Origin of the sequence: Methyloprofundus sp., assembly GCF_965251085.1 — a bacterium.
Lineage (GTDB): Bacteria > Pseudomonadota > Gammaproteobacteria > Methylococcales > Methylomonadaceae > Methyloprofundus.
This window is the reverse complement of record NZ_OZ252594.1, coordinates 3,091,061-3,111,390: the sequence shown is the minus strand read 5'-3', so window position 1 is coordinate 3,111,390 and position 20,330 is coordinate 3,091,061. Positions and strand designations below refer to the sequence as shown.

At 42.5% G+C, this 20,330-nt stretch carries 15 protein-coding genes; 11 read left to right on the top strand and 4 right to left on the bottom strand.

Annotation, left to right across the window (positions count from 1 at the left end; all coding sequences use genetic code 11):
• Positions 1–520: 520 nt before the first annotated feature.
• Together ACQY3F_RS14420 and ACQY3F_RS14415 are read right to left on the bottom strand one after the other, a co-directional pair.
• Positions 521–5,551, bottom strand: a complete 5,031-nt coding sequence (locus ACQY3F_RS14420) for a 2-oxoacid:acceptor oxidoreductase family protein (protein ID WP_428355605.1) — start codon at positions 5,549–5,551, stop codon at positions 521–523.
• Positions 5,552–5,954: 403 nt separating this feature from the next.
• The gene (locus ACQY3F_RS14415) at positions 5,955–6,839 is read right to left on the bottom strand and encodes an RnfABCDGE type electron transport complex subunit B (RefSeq protein ID WP_428355603.1); all 885 of its coding nucleotides are present in this window, start codon (positions 6,837–6,839) and stop codon (positions 5,955–5,957) included.
• Between the two features lie 449 nt (positions 6,840–7,288).
• Here ACQY3F_RS14415 and ACQY3F_RS14410 point away from each other — a divergent pair, with 449 nt between their 5' ends.
• From ACQY3F_RS14410 to ACQY3F_RS14390, 5 genes are all read left to right on the top strand, one after another.
• Entirely contained in the window at positions 7,289–7,537 is a 249-nt protein-coding gene (locus tag ACQY3F_RS14410; protein WP_428355602.1) for an OadG family protein, read from the top strand.
• A 62-nt stretch (positions 7,538–7,599) separates the two neighbouring features.
• Positions 7,600–9,390 (top strand): sodium-extruding oxaloacetate decarboxylase subunit alpha, encoded by a 1,791-nt coding sequence (gene oadA / locus ACQY3F_RS14405; protein ID WP_428355601.1) that lies wholly within the window; start codon positions 7,600–7,602, stop codon positions 9,388–9,390.
• A 262-nt stretch (positions 9,391–9,652) separates the two neighbouring features.
• Complete coding sequence (locus tag ACQY3F_RS14400; protein ID WP_428355600.1) at positions 9,653–10,780, top strand: sodium ion-translocating decarboxylase subunit beta; 1,128 nt, start codon at positions 9,653–9,655, stop codon at positions 10,778–10,780.
• Between the two features lie 1,575 nt (positions 10,781–12,355).
• Positions 12,356–12,601, top strand: a complete 246-nt coding sequence (locus ACQY3F_RS14395) for a hypothetical protein (protein WP_428355599.1) — start codon at positions 12,356–12,358, stop codon at positions 12,599–12,601.
• Positions 12,602–12,618: 17 nt separating this feature from the next.
• On the top strand, positions 12,619–13,527 hold the full coding sequence (locus ACQY3F_RS14390) for a hypothetical protein (RefSeq protein WP_428355598.1): 909 nt from the start codon (positions 12,619–12,621) through the stop codon (positions 13,525–13,527).
• Between the two features lie 198 nt (positions 13,528–13,725).
• Here ACQY3F_RS14390 and ACQY3F_RS14385 read toward each other — a convergent pair whose 3' ends face one another.
• A complete protein-coding gene (locus tag ACQY3F_RS14385) occupies positions 13,726–15,087 on the bottom strand; it encodes an IS1380 family transposase (RefSeq protein WP_428352972.1) in 1,362 nt (453 codons plus the stop codon).
• Between the two features lie 79 nt (positions 15,088–15,166).
• Here ACQY3F_RS14385 and ACQY3F_RS14380 point away from each other — a divergent pair, with 79 nt between their 5' ends.
• From ACQY3F_RS14380 to ACQY3F_RS14360, 5 genes are read left to right on the top strand one after another with little or no spacing between them, the layout of a single operon-like run.
• Positions 15,167–15,595 (top strand): hypothetical protein, encoded by a 429-nt coding sequence (locus ACQY3F_RS14380; RefSeq protein ID WP_428355596.1) that lies wholly within the window; start codon positions 15,167–15,169, stop codon positions 15,593–15,595.
• Positions 15,595–16,251: a hypothetical protein gene (locus ACQY3F_RS14375; RefSeq protein ID WP_428355595.1), complete on the top strand. Its 657-nt coding sequence runs from the start codon at positions 15,595–15,597 to the stop codon at positions 16,249–16,251. Before ACQY3F_RS14380 ends, ACQY3F_RS14375 begins: the two co-directional genes overlap by 1 nt.
• Position 16,252: 1 nt before the next feature.
• The gene (locus ACQY3F_RS14370; RefSeq protein WP_428355594.1) at positions 16,253–17,248 is read left to right on the top strand and encodes a multiheme c-type cytochrome; all 996 of its coding nucleotides are present in this window, start codon (positions 16,253–16,255) and stop codon (positions 17,246–17,248) included.
• Between the two features lie 2 nt (positions 17,249–17,250).
• Entirely contained in the window at positions 17,251–18,132 is an 882-nt protein-coding gene (locus tag ACQY3F_RS14365; RefSeq protein WP_428355593.1) for a hypothetical protein, read from the top strand.
• Between the two features lie 23 nt (positions 18,133–18,155).
• Positions 18,156–18,899, top strand: coding sequence for a 4Fe-4S binding protein (locus ACQY3F_RS14360; protein ID WP_428355592.1), 744 nt, complete (start codon positions 18,156–18,158; stop codon positions 18,897–18,899).
• On the opposite strand, the gene ACQY3F_RS14355 is transcribed toward ACQY3F_RS14360, so the two are convergent.
• Positions 18,878–19,882: an IS630 family transposase gene (locus ACQY3F_RS14355; protein WP_428353111.1), complete on the bottom strand. Its 1,005-nt coding sequence runs from the start codon at positions 19,880–19,882 to the stop codon at positions 18,878–18,880. The genes ACQY3F_RS14360 and ACQY3F_RS14355 overlap by 22 nt on opposite strands.
• Before the next feature lie 116 nt (positions 19,883–19,998).
• Between ACQY3F_RS14355 and ACQY3F_RS14350 the strand changes: the two genes are divergently transcribed.
• Positions 19,999–20,310: a hypothetical protein gene (locus tag ACQY3F_RS14350; RefSeq protein ID WP_428355591.1), complete on the top strand. Its 312-nt coding sequence runs from the start codon at positions 19,999–20,001 to the stop codon at positions 20,308–20,310.
• The last annotated feature ends 20 nt before the right edge of the window (positions 20,311–20,330 follow it).

Genomic DNA, 20,330 nt, shown 5'->3' with positions numbered 1-20,330 from the left:
AATCAGGTAAGTTTTTGTGCTCAATACCGAATGCAGAAAGACAGAATTGATATGCTTTCGTAGGCATTTGGGTATAAAGCGAATGCTTTTTATGACCTATTTTATACCATAAAGCAGCTTGCCTGATTTTTAATTAGGCGCTTGGGAAAAAATACGCATCCAATATTTGGGCAGGATTTTTGTTTATCATTAGTGCTGCAGCAGTAGTCGGATAGCTGGCTACGTTACTATTTCTACAGTGCTATGACGGACAAAAAGACCAGCAAAGTTGGATGATTATTTGTTTCCAAGTGCCTTATTTTAGGTAATAGGTTCATGCTGCGTCGGCCTTATTAGTAACCAAATAGCCAGCGATGACTCCCGCCAGGCTTAATTCAACTAAACCAGCAAACAACCAGTCCGATAGGCATATAACAATATGAACCTATGCCCATGGTAATACTAGAAGCAATGCCCAGAATAACCCCATACTTAATACCTGCAGGCTGAAATCACGCTCTATATTTAGATTATATTTTAGTTACTGAAACTTTTCCGCTCGTTTTATGAGTTTCTCCAGGTTCTTTTCGTCAGGATTCCACGGGGTGCCCGGATGAATAATCACGGCAGTACACTTTTCCGCAGCTTTTACGATATCTTCAAATGTTCCTGCAGTCGGATCTATGATGATGGCTTTTTTATCGTCGTTGTATTTGAAAATCTTTGGATTAATATCTACGCATTCATCACATGTAGTACAGTCTGGAGTTTCTATCCATACCGCGTCATGTCCTCCGGCCGCTGGTGCAGCAGCAGCTTCAGTAGGGCTAGCTGCGGCTTTTGGCGCAGCACTTTGCGTTGTTGTACTAGCAGCTGTAGCAGGTACGGGTACTTGTGGTGCATTTGCAGCGGGTGCTGCGGCTAAAACAGCGGCTAATGCACTGACATCTCCAGCGCCTTCGGCAGAGCCGCCGCTGGCCATAGTCATTAAATTAGAGGCAATGCTGGAGGCCATTTCTGCTTTGGCTTGCGCTGCAATGGCATCGGTATCAATCACTATTTTATCTACGCCTGCCAGGCCTTTTAAGGTGCGCCAGAAATTCCGCCGCTCAATAGTGGCATGGACAATTTCAGGATCTATGGCAACACGCACCAGGGTATTAGTTCCTGGGTGTACCGCATGCACATAGGCAGTATTTTCTGCCATCTCATCATGGTCCAGATCGATAAACTCATGGAGTGGCACCATATCATCGTGCCATTGTGACGGCGCGACAAATTTAAAGTGTTTCTGGAAACGACCTTCTGTCATGGCCCAGTCTGCAAAAGTCAAAGGTACGGTCATCGTGTCTTCTATACCGTACTCATCTACAAAATTAAGCTCGTAAGTCGTCCAGTCCTGATCTAGATCAGGGTTGCCTTTTAAGGACATGCTTTTTTCCCAGGTATCATCTTCACGTGGGTCATAAGTCATTAACGGATAGGCGCGCGCCTCAACAGCCAGTTTACTTTGCATAGTTGCTGCGTCATCAGCAACGCCATGCTCAGGCTGACATACCGCATAGATATTAAAAATAGCAGGGCCACGATAATTTAGTCCGTCGATATAACCTTCGATTAAATGATTCGGATGGGCAATCGAGCTTTGCAGGGTATAGGTGGTTCTATGCGCCATGGAAATTAAGCTCATTTCCTTGCGTCGTTCAGTTTTACCTTTCCATTCTTTGCCATACGGTGCCATATCGGATATTTGGCCGGTAAAGCCGGATGTGCAGGCCTGGCCTCCGGTATTGGAATACACTTGAGTATCCAGAATCAGGATTTTTAATGGCATGCCTGACATAATGCTACGCGATAGATTCTGGAAACCTATGTCATACATTGCACCATCGCCGCCAATTGTCACGACAGGTGGACAAAGCAGGTATTCTTCTTCGCTGAACTGGTGCCAGTCAAAATATTTGAAAAAATGATCGCTTTCCTGCTTATCGTATTTGCCGGCAATTTCCAGTTCGGCCATGCGCACGGCTTTAAAACCATCTGCCATTTTGACCATATGACCTTCAAATATCCCCATGGCTAATGAAGGTGCATCCTGGAATAAGTTATTCGCCCAGGGGAATGGGTAGGGGTTAAAGGGGAAAGTTGAGCCCCAGACTGAAGAACAGCCGGTACTATTAGTGATCCCCATTTCTACACGGCCATTACCAGTAACACCCTGTGTATATTGCCATTTTAAATGCTTAAGTTTGGCGACAATCTGCGAGGCCCATTTTAGCCACACGCTATCAATAGGATCACTGGCTTTACCTTCACTTAGAGAGCTGCTTAGCTTAGTCAGGGTTAAATCTACATTTTTATTCGCATCAATCGCAGCTTCAACCGCTTCTATATCACTAATATCCAGCTTTTCTGATAATTTCAGACGGATATGTTTTTCCATGCCAGTAATTAACTGGTCAATTTTAGCCACTTGTTTTTTAGCACGCGGCTGCATCAGTGCAGTCACGGTGCTGGTAAATAAATGGACAATGGTTTTTTCGCCGCAACCCAGGCAGGCTCCATCGCCACAGTTCATTGAAGCATAGGTGTGTTTATCCAGCAACATGGTGGTTAAAGCGCCGGCCTTTTCATCTAAATCATCTATACGCTTGTATTTAGGATTGGAGGTGGGCAAGTCGTTCCAGTATTCCCAGTCATTACGTAGCGTTTGTATACTTTCGACTGTTTGCTTTGCCGGTTCTAATGCTTCATCAGGGCAGACCTCGACACATTCCATGCAGCCTTTACAGGTCATGGGGTTTATGGTGATCGAGAATAGGCCGCCATTATTAGGTGTGCGCTTATTTACTGCGTCATGATAGGGTTTGGTAATGGCAAATTTAAAGTCGCCCATGGCTTCTTTAAACCACTCAAACTCTTGTTTGACCTCGGCTTGATCCGTTTCAGGATATTCCTTGATTGTTTCGCCTATGGATTTATTGAAGATCGGATCTAGCACCGTACCTTCTGATTTATCCGCAGTTAAAGCATGATATTTTTTCTCGACATTACGAATGGCGCGGCGTAAATGTTTAACCGTTTTGCCGGTTTTTTCGATGCGCTTGATATTGGTTTCAAACACTTCGTTAACGCTGTTGATTAAACCTGGAATAGCACTATCAGGGCAAGCGGTATAGCAGTCACCACAAGCGGTACAATTTTCCGGTATCCAAATCGGGTGCTCAAAGCGAACCTGAGTCATATCCCGATAAATTCCACTCGCTGCGGGAATGATGCTCATGGCCATAAACGGATCGGCCAGGCTGTCATTGGCACGGCCATTGATATAGTTGGTCCCTGTTTGCTCAAAGAAGCGATGTATATCTGATAAAGGATCATCATTCGCAGGTTTTTGTAGCAGCATCAGTGGCGCAGTATGTTCTTTTTTAACGGCCCAGGGAGCGACGTCGCCCACTTTCATTGCTTCAACAGGAAGGTGTTTGGTTTCACTAAAGCCACGTTTTACAGTACGGAAATTTTCTTCGACGACCTGTTCGCCTTTGTTGCCGAACTTGGTTTTGATGGTGTCATGGATGGCTTGCAGAATATCATCTTTACTTTTGCCTGCATTTTCGGCAATAGGTGAAGATTCAAAAAAAGCACCCTGAAAGGCGATACCTTGCATACGAAATTGTAAGTCAGGGTGATCCGTTTCCTCACGTGCGATTTTAAAGCCATCTAGGTAAGCGACCTTGATGTTTTTATCTACGATATATTGTTGCGAAGCTCTGGGGAAGGTGCGCCAGACTTCTTCATCTGTTTGTAGATCACTTTGAATAATAAATACGCCATCTTTATTCAGCCCTGCCAATGGATTCGAATGAGTGAATACATTGGGGTCAGGCGCAATAACCACATCCACATGTGCATATTCGCAGGTAATACGAATAGGCTCGGGTGCGGCAGATAAATAATAAGTGGTCGGCTGGCCTTTTTTCTCGGAGCCATATTTGGGATTTGCCTTGATATGATAATCAAGCAAATCAAATAAGGTCATCGCCAGGTTTTTACCAGTGGTAATCGCTCCCCAGCCGCCGACTGAATGCATGCGTACAGTCAGCGAATCTTTAGGCATAAGATTCGGATTCTCTGAACCTTTTAGAGCTAGATCTCGAATGGCAGGGTAGGCATCAACAACAGCTTGTTGTTGTAGCTCCTGTTTAGGAGAGAAAGCCTGGCTACGTACAAAGTCTATACCTAAATAAAAGAACTTCTTGCGCTTACCTTTGGGTAGCATGTTTTCTATGGCAGCTATAATACCTTCAGGCTGTAGGTCACGACTTCCTAAACCGAAGCAGGCAGAATATAGCGGCGAGGTATCTGTTACTTTATTATAAGAAGCATATTCCGGGAATGGGGTTTCCTTGGCATGGCCGTTTTCAAACGCTTTGGCCATGGCATTACGGATTTCCGAAATCAGCGGTAAATCTTCAGATAAAGGCTGGTCGGTACGCTCCATCACGGTTATACCTTTACGGCCTTTGGCAACAGCAGAAATCAGGTCTCCAGGAAAGGGACGGAAAAAGGTCATGTTGACTACGCCGACTTTAATATTGCGCTTTTCGCGTAAATAGTCAGCAGTCGCCTGTGCAGTATGAATAACACTGCCCTGGGCAATAATTAAATATTCGGCATCCTTACAGCGGTATTGACCAATACGTTGGTAACGCCTGCCCGTTAGCTCATACCATTCATCCATGCATTCATCTGCAAAATTCTGCACATGGTCGAAAAAGTAGGGGCGTTGTCCAGCAACCGATTGCATATAGGAATCTTGATTCTGTACCACGCCGGACATCATCGGTTTATCTACATCCCAGACTGTCGGAATTCTACGCCGGTTTTCACCATATAAAATACGTTGTGCAGGCGTTGGGCAGTTAATAATGTCTTCAGGTAGACCCAAGAATTCTTCAATTAATTCACGCTCTGGTAATTGTAGGTCTTCGATTAAATGTGATGTTAGAAAGCCATCCTGAGCTACAGCAGCCGGGTTTAAGCTGAGTTCGGCAATTTTACGGCTAATAAGGTTTAGGTCGGCTACTTCCTGATTATCTTTGGCAAAAACCTGGATAAAGCCGGTATCGTCCATGCAGTGATAGTCATCATGACCACAATGCACGTTTAAAGAAGCTTTTGTTATCGCGCGACAGGCGATATTGAGTACATAAGGCAGGCGTTTTCCTACCGCAGCGTAGAGAGACTCATGCATGTAGGCGATGCCTTGCGATGAGCTAAAATTTGTTGCACGTAAGCCGGTCATAGACATACCTGCAGTAATGGCAGCTGCAGCATGTTCGCCCTCAGGCTGGACAAATATCAGTGGGCGATCGGAGATATTAATATGCCCTTTGCTTTTTTGTTCTGCCCAATATTCGCCCATATCAGTAGAAGGAGTAATGGGGAAAGCACCGGCGGCATCGCTAGATTCGCGCTCACACATAATGACCGCTGAATTGCCATCCATTGCCTTGCGTATGCCCGGGTATTTAAATTGTTTGTCTTTATCTTTTTTGCCAAAAATAGCCATTTGGTTTCCTTCTAAATATGGATGTGCAGTACTGTGTGTAATCAGTCCCTGATTCGATAGCCCGTAAATATTACTTGCTTGTAGAGCGCGGCTTCAGCCCGCTAGTTTGATAAAAGCGGACTGAAGTCGCGCTCTACATTTGTATTTGAAGTGTGTGGATAAACCTGAAAAACCAGTTGCTCACGTTTTTTAGCACAAGCTCTTGATTCCATCGCACTTGCAAAAAATTTCCGCTTAAGCTATGGGTGCAGCTAAAATTTTTTGAAAGTGTTACATTAGTTCAATATCTTGCACTACAAATTCGCGCTCAACTGATTTTTTCTAGGATAATGACACTTTTATTTTCATAGACTAACTTGGGTATTATAATAATATTAGGGCTGAATACGAAAATTTAAAGTTATTATCCTACCGGCAGAGCAGTATCGCGATGTGGTTTCATGCCTTCTTTACCCTTACTGGCGTGAGTAGAGCCTAGTTTGCTATCTAACCAGACGATTGCTCCCGTTGGGCAGCGTTCTATAGGTGTACGGTCGATATCAAAATCCTGATATTTTTCATAGTCAATAACGGCCAGGTTGTTTTTAATTTCGATTACGCCTTTAGGCGCATCAACAACACATTTTTCACAGGCCGTACATGCTACTTCACACTCCTGTTGTGCGGTGTCGCCTTCATCCAGGCTTTTGCAAGCGACATATAGTTTCTGGCTGACTGGCATCAAAGTAAACAAATCTTTCGGGCAGACTACGATGCAGTCATTACAAGCCGTACATTTATCTTCAATAACGATGGGTAAGCCATGCTCATCCATATAGATAGCATCAAAATCACACACATCCGCACAATCCCCCAAACCTAAACAGCCCCAACTACAGCCTTTACCACCACCGGAAACAACTGAAGCAGCCTGACAGGATTTTAGACCCTCATATTTTGCCCGGGTATAGGCGACATGTGAACCACCCGCACAAGCAAGGCGCGCGACAACTTTTTCATGGTCGCCCATGCCTACGCCTAGATAAGCTGCAATTTCTGCATTACCTTCGGGAGTGTTAACAGTACAAGCGGAGGGGTTCTTGGTGCCTTCAACAACAGCTTCAGCAAACGGGCGGCAACCTGGTGTGCCGCAAGCTCCACATTGGGCTTGTGGTAACATATCGTCGACTTCTTCGATGCGTGGGTCTTCGTAGACAAAGAGCTTTTTATTAGCTATTGCTAAGATGATTGCCAGTACAGCGCCGAGAGCAACCATAAATACAGCAGCATTGATTATGGTTGAAATCATGGTAGTAGTATCAAACTAGGTCGTAAAGACAAGGTAAGCAGTGTGTCCAGTGGTGTGTGTGAAATTTTTGCGCAATAATGCAGATGCAGCGCAAGATAGCGCTTATTTGGGGTGATATCGCTTTTTCTAAAAAAAAGCGGAAAGTGTCGTCTAATAATTGTTTTCATTCCATTCCAATCCTTGGTGGAGTTGCGATAAAAAATATATTTTGTGGTCACTAATTCTACAACTAATTTAGGCTACGCAAAATAGCTTTTATTGTAAGGTTAACTAAGCATGCCTTTGTTAGCTCTTTATTTTAGCACAAGTGAGGCTAATTTAGATGGATAATACTTGACTGCCAGTCTAAAACATGAGAATTTTTAAGGGATCATAATGCAGATAGAAAGTTGTTAAATGCTCAATTTTTAGCGATAATGCTGACAATTTAAAAATAATGGTTAGTATTTATGAATGAAGAGATGACACAAGGAGTAGAGTTGATGCTCACGGGCATGGGCATTGTATTTCTTTTTCTGGTGATGTTAATTGGAGTCGTAAAATTAATGGCTTACTGTGTCACGACTTTTGCTGCTGACGTTAACGTAGCGCCGGTTAGCGCGACACCTGGTCAGGGTGTTTCTTCAAATGCAATTTCGCCAGATGTGACTGCAGCAATAACCGCTGCCGTTCATCAACACAGAGCGAAGCATAAATAAAGTCTATTACTCACAAGGTAAGAAAAACTACGGCTGAAAAGTCAGAGGAAATAACTAATATCATGACACAAATAAATAAGCCGGTAGGCATAACTGAAGTCGTCTTGCGAGACGCACACCAATCAATTCTGGCAACACGATTACGTGTAGAAGATATGTTGCCTATCTGTGAAAAATTAGACCAGATTGGTTATTGGTCAATTGAGTCCTGGGGTGGAGCAACCTTTGATGCGTGCATACGTTATTTAGGTGAAGATCCTTGGGAAAGATTACGTTTATTAAAAGCTGCAATGCCAAATACGCCTCAGCAAATGTTGTTTCGTGGGCAAAATATTTTAGGTTATAGGCATTATGCAGATGATGTCGTCGATAAATTTGTAGAGCGCTGTGTGGTTAATGGCATAGATGTATTCCGTATTTTTGATGCGATGAATGATATGCGTAATATCGAGCATGCGATCAAAGCCGTGTTAAATACCGATGCACATGCACAAGGTACTATTTCCTATACTTTAAGCCCGGTACATACGACAGCTAAATGGATCGAGCAGGGCAAGAAAATTGAAGATATGGGTGCGCACTCTATCTGTATTAAAGATATGGCGGGCCTATTAACGCCATATGATGCTTATGATTTAGTATCGCAGCTTAAAAGTGCTGTGGATATTCCTATACACTTGCATTGCCATGCGACGACAGGTTTAAGTGTGGGAACTTTAATTAAAGCAATTGAAGCTGGAATCGATAATGTTGATACTGCGATTTCATCATTAAGCATGACTTACGGTCATAGCCCTACTGAAACTATCGTTGCCACAATGGCTGGGCAAGAACGTGAGACGGGTCTTGATTTAGAAAAACTGGAAGAGATTGCCGCTTATTTTAGAACCGTACGACTTAAATATGCCGAGCACGAAGGCAGCTTAAAAGGTGTAGACGGACGTATTTTATTAGCACAGGTGCCGGGCGGTATGCTGACTAATATGGAGAGCCAGCTAAAACAGCAAGGTGCGGCTGATAAATTTGATGAAGTGCTTAAAGAAATTCCTCGTGTACGTGAAGATTTAGGCTTTCTACCTTTAGTGACACCTACCTCGCAAATAGTAGGCACCCAGGCAGTTTTAAATGTCATGACGGGTGAGCGCTACAAATCCATTAGTAAAGAAACGGCAGGGGTATTAAAAGGTGAATATGGTAAAACTCCGGCACCTGTTAATGCAGAATTACAGGCTATCGTTTTAAAAGAAGGCGGAGAAGTTATCTCCTGTCGTCCTGCTGACTTGATAGCGCCGGAAATGGATGCTTTGGTTGCAAAAGTTAAGGATAAAGCAAAACAGGAAGGCGTGACTCTAGCCGAAAATGTTGAAGAAGATGCTCTAATAAATGGCCTGTTTGTGCAAGTCGGATGGAAATTTATCGCGAATCGCGGTAATCCTGACGCTTTCGAGCCTGCTCCTAATCCACAAGCATTTGCCGCGAAAAATGCACCAAAAACTGAGGTGGAGAGTTATACCGTCAATGTAAATGGTCAGAGTTTTGATGTTGCCGTTGGTCCTGGTGGTGTCGGATTGGCGATTTCAACTGCAGCGACTCCTCAACCTGCAAATACTGCTCCAGCAATTACCCAGGCACCTTCTGCAAGTGGGGCTGTAGTAGAGTCTCCGTTAGCGGGAAATATTCTAAAAGTTAAAGTCAGTATCGGCGCGGTAGTTGCTGAAGGCGATGTGGTATTGATTATGGAAGCGATGAAAATGGAAACGGAAGTTCGTACTAGAGTTGCAGGTACGATTAGCGCGATTAATATTAAAGAGGGTGACTCTGTTTCCGTCGGTGATGTGTTGGTTTCTTTATAATTTTTTAGCGTTTTTCAACTCCTAAGTACCCAAGCATAATTAATTTAACAAATTTTACGCAGGATTTTTTTCATTTTCAAGGCGCATACACGGCGCATAGCAGGCTACGCAACTCTTTATGCAGCGCTGGAAATGAGAAAAAAGACAAGTGAAATGTTGGATTAATTATGCTTGGGTACTTATCTATGTAGGCACCCATCGATTAGCATTGATGGGTGTTTTTTCTAGTTTTAAACACACTATTTACAAATAGAGACATTCTATGGAAAATCTCACTCGCCTGTGGCAAAGCACGGGTATTTATAACTTTGAAGGGCCGCAGATCATTATGATGGTGGTAGGCTTCTTATTGCTTTATCTAGCCATAAAAAAAGAATTTGAGCCTTTATTATTAGTGCCTATAGGCTTTGGCGCAATTCTAAGTAATATTCCCCTAGCGGGTATTGCCGAGCCTGGAGGTATATTATATTACCTTTATCTTGGTATTGAGACAGGGGTGTTTCCCTTGTTGATTTTTATGGGCGTAGGCGCGATGACCGATTTTGGCCCCATGCTCGCCAACCCCAAAACACTGTTATTAGGCGCTGCTGCGCAGTTTGGTATTTTTACTACATTGTTAGGTGCATTAGCGCTTAACATGATTCCTGGTATAGACTTTGCTATGTCGGATGCTGCTGCTATTGCCATTATTGGTGGGGCGGATGGACCAACAGCCATTTATGTCGCTTCTAAATTGGCTCCGGATTTATTAGGTGCAATTGCAGTTGCTGCATACTCTTATATGGCTCTGGTACCTTTGATTCAGCCGCCAATTATGCGCGCACTAACAACGCCAGAAGAGCGTAGTATAGAAATGCATCAGTTGCGTTTTGTTAGCAGTACTGAGAAGATTATTTTTCCGTTGATACTTATTACTTTATGTACATTGCTGCTTCCCTCTGCAGCACCTCTGGTAGGAATGTTTTGCCTGGGTAACTTAATGAATGTTTGTGGTGTAGTTGAGCGCTTAAGCAAGACTTCGCAAAATGAGTTAATCAATATCGTGACTATTTTCTTAGGCTTGGCAGTCGGCTCAAAAATGAGTGCAGATAAATTTTTACAAGTGACGACTTTAGGTATTTTAGCGCTGGGAGCAATCGCATTCTGTATAGGTACGGCATCAGGTGTTTTGATGGCTAAAGTAATGAATAAATTTAGTGATACTCCGATTAATCCGCTCATTGGTGCGGCAGGAGTTTCAGCGGTGCCGATGGCGGCACGGGTGGCGAATAAAGTGGGTTTGGAAAGTAACCCGCATAACTTTTTATTAATGCATGCGATGGGCCCCAATGTAGCAGGTGTAATCGGATCTGCTGTTGCTGCCGGGGTGTTGTTAAGCTTGGTGAAGTAATTATGTAGAAACAGGCATGCTCTTGTTTTCATGAGCTGTGCTAGTGGATTTATAAAAAGCCCGGATTAGAGTTTTCTAGTCCGGGCTTTTTTGCTTTATGGATAAGGGCTACGCACTTAAAGTGGGGAAATAAGAGCCATGAAGCACTTGAACCTAGAAAATCAGTTGCTCACAGTTTCTAGCACAAGCTCCTGATTTCACCGCACTTGCAAAAAATGCCTGCTTAACCTCAGAACACCCCAATCTAATAAAGTCAAAAGCATAGCAATTCATCAAAGATAATAAGGTGAGACTAAAGCAGCATCCTACGAACCGTAATAAGTATCCTACTGTTTTCAGAGAGATCAGGTTATCTGAACCTGAGGGTGAAGTGGATATTTTTTGAAAGTATTAATTCAATATCTTGCACTATAATTCCGCGCCCAACTGATTTTTCAGGTTAAAGGATAGACTGGGTTGGTGAGGGATGACATCAATGTCGTTGATTTAAAAAAAGCTCCTTCTCCAGAGGGAGAAGGTTGGGATGAGGGGGGGTAAATGTATGATTTTGCTGTAACTACTCAGACATGCTGAGTAGTTACAGCAAAATAAACACTGTAGGATGGGCAAAGGGCTTCATCCGTGCCCATCAACGAAAACATGATGGGCACGTCGTACCTCCTTTGCCCATCCTACAAACCCTTGTTCCATCATGATATTTTTTATCAAATACCTGCTTCTCTGGTGCCTGGCTGGAAATATACAATCTATTTTGGTAACTACTCAGATACGCTGAGTAGTTACGATTTTATTCTCCTCACCTGGCCCAGCAAGAGCGGGCCTTAGTCAGCAGCATTGATGGGTGTCGTGGGGTAAATAGCATTACCGTGTGTCATATGCCGCACTTTTGGTTTTATAAGTTTAGGTTGATAAGTACCGTTATTACATTGTTCAATTTAGTGGAATGTTTTAATTTATTGAAATATATGAATATTAATTTATTTTTGGGTGTAGATGGACGGTTATATATTTAATGGCATACATAGTGCTTTAATGTATTGAACTACTGAGTACAAAAGTTTGTTTGTATGCAGTGGGAATGATTTAGTAGTTTGAGTGTTTTTAAATAAATAGATGTTTATTAAACAAGGAAAGCGCTAAAGGATAAAGCGTTTAATAAGGATGTTGGATTGGGATTGTGCAGAGCGGGATGCTTAATGCAGGGATTATGGAACTGTTTTGGAAACAGTATAAGCAGGGAGGCAGGGATAGCCGAATCAAAGTAAAAGGAATAACTTTGGCTTATTAGGATATTTAAGGAATCAGGGAGTTAAACAAGGAAATAGGGACGCGAAAGAATGCATGGATGCAGGCAAGGATGCAGGGCAAGAAGGTTTAACAAGGACTGAGAAAGCAAGTAATGTTTTAGCTTTCAGTAGGATAAGGATGTCGGATGGACGTTAATTATTAGGATATTAAATTGTTAAATGCTGGATCTATTTCTTTGCGTATTCTCGCAGAAGAAGGTCTATTTTTTCTAAAGGAGTGCCTGTAGTTTAGGCACTCCTTTTGTCGTTTATAAGGGAGGAAATATTAATGAAAAAAGTAGGTGAATTAAGTGAGCACTCTGAAGATGCCGAGCCGGTGACACTGCTTAATCAAAGTATGCCCTGGCTGTTCGGTGCGGGCATAGCGGCAGGTCATTTGTTAACGGCATCCAGTTGCACTATCCCGCAGCAGGGGCGGTGTGCGGTTTGTGGTGGATGCGTGGTAGCTTTAGGCTCTTTGGTTGGATGGGCTATGTTAAAAAAACGTCAAGGCGACGATTTCTATAATCAATAAAGCTGAAAGATATTTGCATGAAGGCAGCCCCGGTATTTTTATCAGTTGTATTGTTACTTCCCTTTTCTGATGCTTTTAGTGCATGGAACTGGAATGGTACTTTAAAAGCTAAGTTTCAAGGCGATAACCGATATACTCGATATGTAGACGATTCTCAGGTATTTGGTGAAGTATGGGGTAGTTTTGCTGCATATGATAACGATAGCTGGCGAGGGTCTATAGACTTTGTTGCTCGTGAAAGCAGTCTATTTGGATTCGAGGGTGATATTTATCAGTTAGTCATTGAAAAGCAGATTAAGGCGTGGAATACCACCCTGCAAGGTGGACGCTTTCAGCGTTCGGATAGTTTGGGGTTTTATAGCCTGGATGGGGCCTCGGTGCAGTATCAGCTACCAGAGCATGGCTTAACTTTTAATGTCTATGGTGGCCGTCCGACACGACAGGAAGATGTGCGTTCTGTCTCAGGCGACTGGCTCTACGGGCTTGAATTGATGAGTAATCAGCAGTTCGATTGGAACAATAAGGTGATGCCAGTTGATACCTGGCTGTTTCGCTTTGGCTTTCAGCAGTTCCATGATGATCATACCTCGACCAGGTTAAGCATGGGAAATACCATAGCAGGTCAATATAAACAAGGTTTTCTGCATGCCTATGAGCTTGCATTTATGGCGACCTTAGAAACGGAAACCGGGGTTTTTGAAGAGGTCTATAGTAGTTTAATGCTGGATGTGACTGAATACAGTCGCATACGAGTCAACTATTCTTTATATGAGCCAAAATCACCTTACCCCACTTTTAAAGAAAAATTTTATAGTGACTATCATCAAGGACGCCAGGATCTGTTAAGAGTCACTTTTGATCAGGAATTGACCGAAACATTTGCTTATCACCTAAATCCTGCAAGCCCATATTTTGACTCTCATTAACCTGTCTAGCTAAGTGGTTATTAGGTTTTTACTGCCGCTTTGCCAGCCCTCTTTGTCCAACCGATCAAAATATCCAGATTTAAATCATAAATAGAGGAAATTTTTTGTATCGTATGGATATCCCCCGAGCCCAAGGCAATAAACACCCTGCCAACGTGCCATGACCTTTTAATCAAAGTGACTTAACTTCGGTTAATGTTAAGCGAGTAACCCCACCTTAACCCAATCATCCCATTCCTGTGGATAGAGCGGATCTGCAGGTGTTCTGACTCTCAGCTGATTATTGCCTGTGAGTAATTTTCCAGCCACCCGAATCAGATAAGTACGAAGTGTATCCGGCTCCCATTGGCACAACGTTTTGTTGCCACTCAATTGAGCCATCCAGCGCACGGTATTGTAGGCAAGAACGGCGCAATGAAATAATGCGGCATTAGCCAGAAATTGATTCGTTCTGATTTTACCTAAACCCATTTGTGATTTTGCTTCTTCAATCCATGTTTCGCACGTCGCTCGTTCACCATACTTCTTATGTGTTTGCCAAGGCGATAGAGGTTCAGTTGTTACATAACAAAAATAGTCATATTCTGCCGTATCCCAAAGCTCGGACTGAGGTCCTGTCACTTGTTTAGGTTGCTTTATCCTGACCGCGACAAACTGACGAGAGCGAGACCAGCCACCACAACGATATTGAAACTCGCTCTGCTCCCAACCGGGTCGGCCTTGTATGGCTGTCCAGGCCTGTTTGGCCAGCAATGCGTTCAAATTCTTAAGTTTAACCTTTATTAGATACCCATGCCCTCTGGTATCGAGAAATTCAAGCAAATCACCGACAAAATAACCACTGTCACCGCGAAAAATAATGCGCATCCGATTGGGCAAGTGTGCAAGTAACTGTTTGGTAAATTCTACAACACCATTGCTTGTAAAGGCATTGCCTGTCCGGAACCAGGCTTGTAAAATTTCTTTTGTTTCCGCTAGAAAAGCGAGTTGTGGATGGTATGAACGGGCACCTTTCTTTTTGGGGTTGAAGCCTTTGGCACTTCCTTCTTGTCGACCACAAACGGTGTCCACAGTTGAATCGACATCGACCCACTGGACGGATTGTATGCCAGTTTTCGATTTTCCGGAACGAAGCAATCGCCGCCAGTGTTGACCACGCAAAGTATGCGTGAGCGTTTCAAACTGGCTTATCTGCCTATCACTTACTTCTTTAAAGATCCGTAAAATTGTGGTTTCAACAGGAATCTTTATCCAGCCAGCTACTTTGCGCAGTACGCTATCTGCCCATACGGTCGTCACCTTTGCCATTGATGTTGCTCCCCCCATCATGCCAACCAACGTCAATAGAACCACATCAGATAAGTGATGGTCTGCATTTTCACCCCGCCGATGTGGAACGCTTTGTTTTACGGTTTTTTCAAAACCTATCCTGTCTAAATATTTCACGACGGGAATCAGTCCCGCCTGGCTTGTCAATCCATGTGCTGTAGATGTCATTTTTACCGTTCGGGTACGGTTTCTTACGTGAGATGAGGATTTTGATACTTTAGAGGGCTTCATTAAAACAATGAGATAGTGAAATCAGGAAAATGATATTATATCATTGTTTAATAAGGAGTTTTGTGGATTATTATGTATAATGCTTGCAGGATTTAGGTATCATATAGGAGGTAAGCGAGCCGCAAGAAATACCGGGGAAGATATAGGTTGGGGCTTCGACCTGGGTGTGCGTAGTGATTATTTTAGAAATTTTGTGCTGAGTGCTGATTTTGATATGCTCGAATTTGGTACGAGCAGCACGTATAACCTGTATTTTGGCTCTGAATATTCCTTATCCAGAAAGTCATTGCTGGTGTTGAACATGGCGCTTTCATTAGATGAGAGTCCACTGTCTAGCGAGAATAAAGCAGTAGGAACGCAATTGAAATATCGATACAAGTTATATAGTGATGTATTTGTTGATGTAACGGGTATGTATATTGTTAATTCCCGTTTAAATAACGAATATCAGGCAGGTTTGCAAGTGACCTGGTATTTCGATAATTTTCAGCCAAAGGCTAAGTTGTAATGCGTAGTATTATTTATATTTTGTTACTGAGTTTGAGTACGCTATGCATGGCGGTAGAGCAGCCGTTTATCCCTACGGTGCCGGGACAGGAAAAGCAAAATCAGGGTGAGCCAGCCGAAGCAAAACCAGCTGAGGAAAAAGAGCAAACCTGGTGGGAAAAGCGAGATGAGCGTAGCGATATTTATTACCCGCACAAGGTTCATTATGAGGTGATGGAAGAAGAGGGTGATAGTTGTTTGCTGTGTCATGCTTTCCAGAAAAATGATGAGCATGATGAAAGCAAACGCAAGCCGCTTAATACCATTGCCAATGAGCCGCTAGAAGCCATTTGTCATGATTGTCATGTTGTTGAATTGCGTGGGCCATGGCGCTGTGATGTTTGCCATGATGACCCGAAAAAAATCTGGCCAGCAGATCATAACTCTGGCTATGTTCAGAATCATCAAGAAGACAGCAAGCAAGATACCGAAATTTGCGAAACCTGTCATCTGGATCAAAAGTTTTGCACCGACTGTCATTTTCGTCGGGACACGCTAAACCGTGTTTATCATCCCTTAAACTATATTAATCGCCATGGTTTAGAGGCGCGCATGATGCCTGCTAATTGCGCTCAATGTCATAACCCGTTTTATTGTCAGGATTGTCATAATCAATAATATGTATAAATTTCTTCACATATTTTCTGGTATTTTTTTGTTAGCCAGCTTGCTACTAGGAAGCCAGGCGCTTTATGCACGTGAGGTTTCCCTTGCTGACAATCAGATATTACTGACTAAAACTCATGGTGGCGATGGTAGTGCCTGGGGGCAGGGTGATTGTAAGGCTTGTCATGTCAGACGTAATATTCATCAGACAGAAGAAGCTGTACCTATACGCGATATTGTTTTACAAACAGGTTATGCCGGTTGTACCGGTTGTCATGGTCAGAATGGTACACAAGTAGAAAGGCAGTGTGTGCTTTGCCATAACGATGATTTATTACCAGCAAGCCCAATTATGGATGATATTAAAAACCATAATTTTAACGTAGATGAAGACAGTATTTTAAGCGATGAGCAGTGTATTGCTTGTCATGATAGCTCGGATATGGACGGTGAGTTTGAAGTTAATGTGGATTTAACGCATTACGTGGATCAAGGCGATCTGGATTTGCCGTATCGCAACCAGACTGATTTTTGTCTGCGTTGTCATAACCAGAATAAGCAACAACCAGGTTATGAAATGTCTGAACGTTTTCCCAATGATCCTTTAGTGAGGATGGATATAAATTATAAATTTATAGATAAGCATGGGATTCCCAAAGGCAGTGGTGAGCGTACCTATGCAGGTATGCGAGATAGCGCTTATGAATATGGCACCTTAGTAGAATGTACCGATTGTCATGTGATGCATGGTACGCATAATGACAAGTTAATTATGGATCGCAGTGATACGGGGGCGTTCTTATTGAATCCGGAATTGCGCGAACAACCTGTTTTTGCCGATGTCGAATCTGGAAATTATGCACAGCATTGCGTTATCTGTCATGAGTCTGAAACAGCAGTAGAAGATACTGAAGAAGATACCGGCAATGGCCTGAATGGCGTACACAGGGTGAGCGGTTCCTGTACTGAATGTCATACCCACGGTATGGCTGTGCAAACGGGGTTGTAACGATGCTACTGCGTATTGCTGGCTATATATTACTGTTGTTTTTAGCTACTTTGGTGCAGGCCGATGAAAAGCCTGAGTTACCACCATTTCATCATATCGTTGGTGTTAAACCTTCTAAAGCGATAGATGTACCTGAAAAATTTAAGCTAGGCGAAGAGGGTGAATTAATCTGTGCCACTTGTCATGGCTTAAAAGATATCGATAAAACGCCAGTTGAGGATGTCGATAGGAGTTCAGCGGATTTTTTAGTGGGTGGTAGCTATAGGCGAATTACCGGGTTTTGTTATCGCTGTCATGATGAAGAAAAGACCCAGCGAGACAATATTCACGTCATGCTAGATGAGCAAGGCGAGATTAAAAAAAAGAACTGTACTTTTTGTCATGAAGAAGTGCTGGATAGAGATAAAGACCTGAAGATTTCAGAAGTGAAGTTACGCTTGCCCATAGAACAGGTTTGTTATGGCTGTCATTTAAAAGATCCACATTTTAATGCGGTAGAACATCAGGTTGAACCAGCACAGCAGGAAATGCTGGACCGTATTAAAAAGCATAGCGAGGAATTGAATATCCTGATACCGCTTAGCGATAAGCAAGAAGTTATGTGTGTTAGTTGTCATACGCCGCACCAATATGGCGTGATTGACCCGGAAAAACCCGCAGGAAAACAGGTCAAAATAGAAGACCTGGATAAAGGAATTGAGTACCAGGAGCACCCCTGGGATAAGGTGTTTTCTGCAGATAAAGCGGTACGTTTACAAGAGTTTAATGAGCAGCACAAGATGCAAGTGCAGTTCTCCTATCAACGAATTACACAGGAAGCATTATTACGCTTACCTGCAAAAGATGGCCAACTGTGTCTAGTTTGTCATGACTTTAAAGATTAATAAAAACAAAAAAAGGAATAGCTATGCAAGTTATTGATAAATTAACAGCAATACCTAAAGTACAGAAGTATCGATATTTTATGATAATTCTTGCCAGTGCAAGCATGTTGGGGCCCCTGGCCTTTTTACCGCAACTAGTTGGTAGTGATGATTTGTGTGGTAGTTTGTGTATGCGCCGCTTCTATTTATACTTTCCTGGAATGACCTGGGATGACTTTTTTGTGCATGTGAATGCCGCTACAATTGGAGTGATAGCATTCAGCTTGATTTTATTAACGACCTTGTTTTATGGGCGCATGTGGTGTGGCTATTTATGCCCTGTAGGTGGTCTGGCAGAACTTAGTTCGCGCATGTTGAATGATCGCTGGAAAATTGAATTTCGTTCATTACCTCAGATTCAGATTCGCTACGGCTATTTTGGATTTTTCCTGGTGGCAATGCCTGCTCTGGGTATTAGCGCTTGTAGTTTATGTAATTTCATCACCATACCTCGTTTAATCGAAGCGATGAGCGGCGAATATCGAGGTATAGTTTTTCTGGTGTCTAGCGTGGGCTTAGTCAATCTTGGCCTGTTGTTATTACTCGGAGTTTTTGCCAGTAAAGGACGGGCTTATTGCCAGTTTATGTGTCCTATTGGCGCGGCAGATGGCCTGGTTAATCGTATTGCGGCAAACTTGCCTTTTGCGCATCGTATCAGAGTCGCCAAGGAGCGTTGTAAGTACCCATGCAAAATTAATTTAACCTTTTATGCAAACTCTACTTTGTAATTCTTTCCAATATTAGACAGCACCTTAAATAATTCTTCCTGAAGAGAGGCATAGGATTCATAAGCTGAAAAAGGAAGCCATTCGTATTTTATTTTACGCCATATAATCTCGATAATATTTAACTCGGGTGAGTATGGCGGTATACGGTAAATGGATAGGTTTTTTTCTTTCCACCTTTCAAGGTTTTCATTAAATTCATTACTCGTATGAGTCGATGCATTATCAATAATAAGAGTTGTTGGTTTTTTAATCTGTTTAGCAAATTCATCAATACAAGCCACAACAACCGAAGTGTTTACACTCCCTTCAAAAACAAAAGAATCAAACCTGCAATCTCTGTTAACAAAACCTAATACATTAAGACGCTTGCTGTTTGAGCTTGGTATTTCAATCGTCTCACCTGACTGTTGCCAAGCATAAGGAACACAGGGTTCTAGTGTAAACCCCGACTCATCAAAGTAGCACAAATCAAGTTCATTCTCTTTATGTTGTTGTATTAATTCTTTTATTTCATCGGTTGCCAAATCAAATTTATCTTGATTACGCTTTATCCTTAAGGATTTTCTAACTCGTTTCCAAACAAGATCAGCTTGTTTACAAATACGTTTTATAGTATCAATGCTAACTGAAATGCCTAGATCTTCTTCAAATTTTGCTAGTACTGATTTTAATGATCTAGGAGATTTTTCAACTCTCTGGACTAAGCTTATTTGTTGTTTTTCAGTTAAAATACCTCGCCGTCCTCTTCCCTGACAGTCAACCAATCCATCGATTCCATTCTTTTCCCAGTTAGAAAACCAAGTGGAAACAGTTTGGCGGCATACGTTATAAATAGAACAAATCATGGGAACAGAATGCTCTTTGAAACTTAATAAAATAGCATGAGCTCGACTTCTACTTAAATGAAGTGGATGGTTTTTATGCATCACATTTAAAGCAGTAATTTCTTCTGGGAGTAGGTGTTTTATATAGAGCACAAACATTTAGAGTCAGCAAAATAATTGTTTATTATGACACCTTTTTTCGTTAAATTAATTTTGCGTAAGTACTTACCGGCTGTAATATTTGCGCACGGGATTGTATGTGTGGCGCTATTAAAATGGTTGATAAAATTGCCGTTGTAGATCAAGTATCCTGCATGTCTTGTCATGAATGTGTTGATGTCTGTGACTGGAATGCTCTGGCATGGACAACGCCACCAAGACATGCGATCAACGACCCTAAAAGGGTTAAAAAGAATACTGAAATTTTACCGGTACCTGATTGGCAAGCCGTGAGTTTCGATACTAATAAAGTAGATGCTGTAGCGGGCGTGGCATCACGAGGACCGGCTATTAGCACGCTGAGTGTAATCAATGCGATGATAATATTGACCGTAATATCTATTGTTATTGTGGGTTCATTTTTATAACAGGCTGGGATTAGGGTAGA

Excerpts from the sequence above, each read along its gene's own strand:
- ACQY3F_RS14350 (WP_428355591.1), top strand. The coding sequence starts at position 19,999 with ATGGTTGATAAAATTGCCGTTGTAGATCAAGTATCCTGCATGTCTTGT.
- ACQY3F_RS14390 (WP_428355598.1), top strand. The coding sequence starts at position 12,619 with ATGAAGGCAGCCCCGGTATTTTTATCAGTTGTATTGTTACTTCCCTTT.
- ACQY3F_RS14395 (WP_428355599.1), top strand. The coding sequence starts at position 12,356 with ATGAAAAAAGTAGGTGAATTAAGTGAGCACTCTGAAGATGCCGAGCCG.
- ACQY3F_RS14385 (WP_428352972.1), bottom strand. The coding sequence starts at position 15,087 with ATGAAGCCCTCTAAAGTATCAAAATCCTCATCTCACGTAAGAAACCGT.
- ACQY3F_RS14355 (WP_428353111.1), bottom strand. The coding sequence starts at position 19,882 with ATGTTTGTGCTCTATATAAAACACCTACTCCCAGAAGAAATTACTGCT.
- ACQY3F_RS14400 (WP_428355600.1), top strand. The coding sequence starts at position 9,653 with ATGGAAAATCTCACTCGCCTGTGGCAAAGCACGGGTATTTATAACTTT.
- ACQY3F_RS14415 (WP_428355603.1), bottom strand. The coding sequence starts at position 6,839 with ATGATTTCAACCATAATCAATGCTGCTGTATTTATGGTTGCTCTCGGC.
- ACQY3F_RS14410 (WP_428355602.1), top strand. The coding sequence starts at position 7,289 with ATGAATGAAGAGATGACACAAGGAGTAGAGTTGATGCTCACGGGCATG.
- ACQY3F_RS14380 (WP_428355596.1), top strand. The coding sequence starts at position 15,167 with ATGCTTGCAGGATTTAGGTATCATATAGGAGGTAAGCGAGCCGCAAGA.
- ACQY3F_RS14420 (WP_428355605.1), bottom strand. The coding sequence starts at position 5,551 with ATGGCTATTTTTGGCAAAAAAGATAAAGACAAACAATTTAAATACCCG.
- ACQY3F_RS14360 (WP_428355592.1), top strand. The coding sequence starts at position 18,156 with ATGCAAGTTATTGATAAATTAACAGCAATACCTAAAGTACAGAAGTAT.
- oadA (WP_428355601.1), top strand. The coding sequence starts at position 7,600 with ATGACACAAATAAATAAGCCGGTAGGCATAACTGAAGTCGTCTTGCGA.
- ACQY3F_RS14365 (WP_428355593.1), top strand. The coding sequence starts at position 17,251 with ATGCTACTGCGTATTGCTGGCTATATATTACTGTTGTTTTTAGCTACT.
- ACQY3F_RS14370 (WP_428355594.1), top strand. The coding sequence starts at position 16,253 with ATGTATAAATTTCTTCACATATTTTCTGGTATTTTTTTGTTAGCCAGC.
- ACQY3F_RS14375 (WP_428355595.1), top strand. The coding sequence starts at position 15,595 with ATGCGTAGTATTATTTATATTTTGTTACTGAGTTTGAGTACGCTATGC.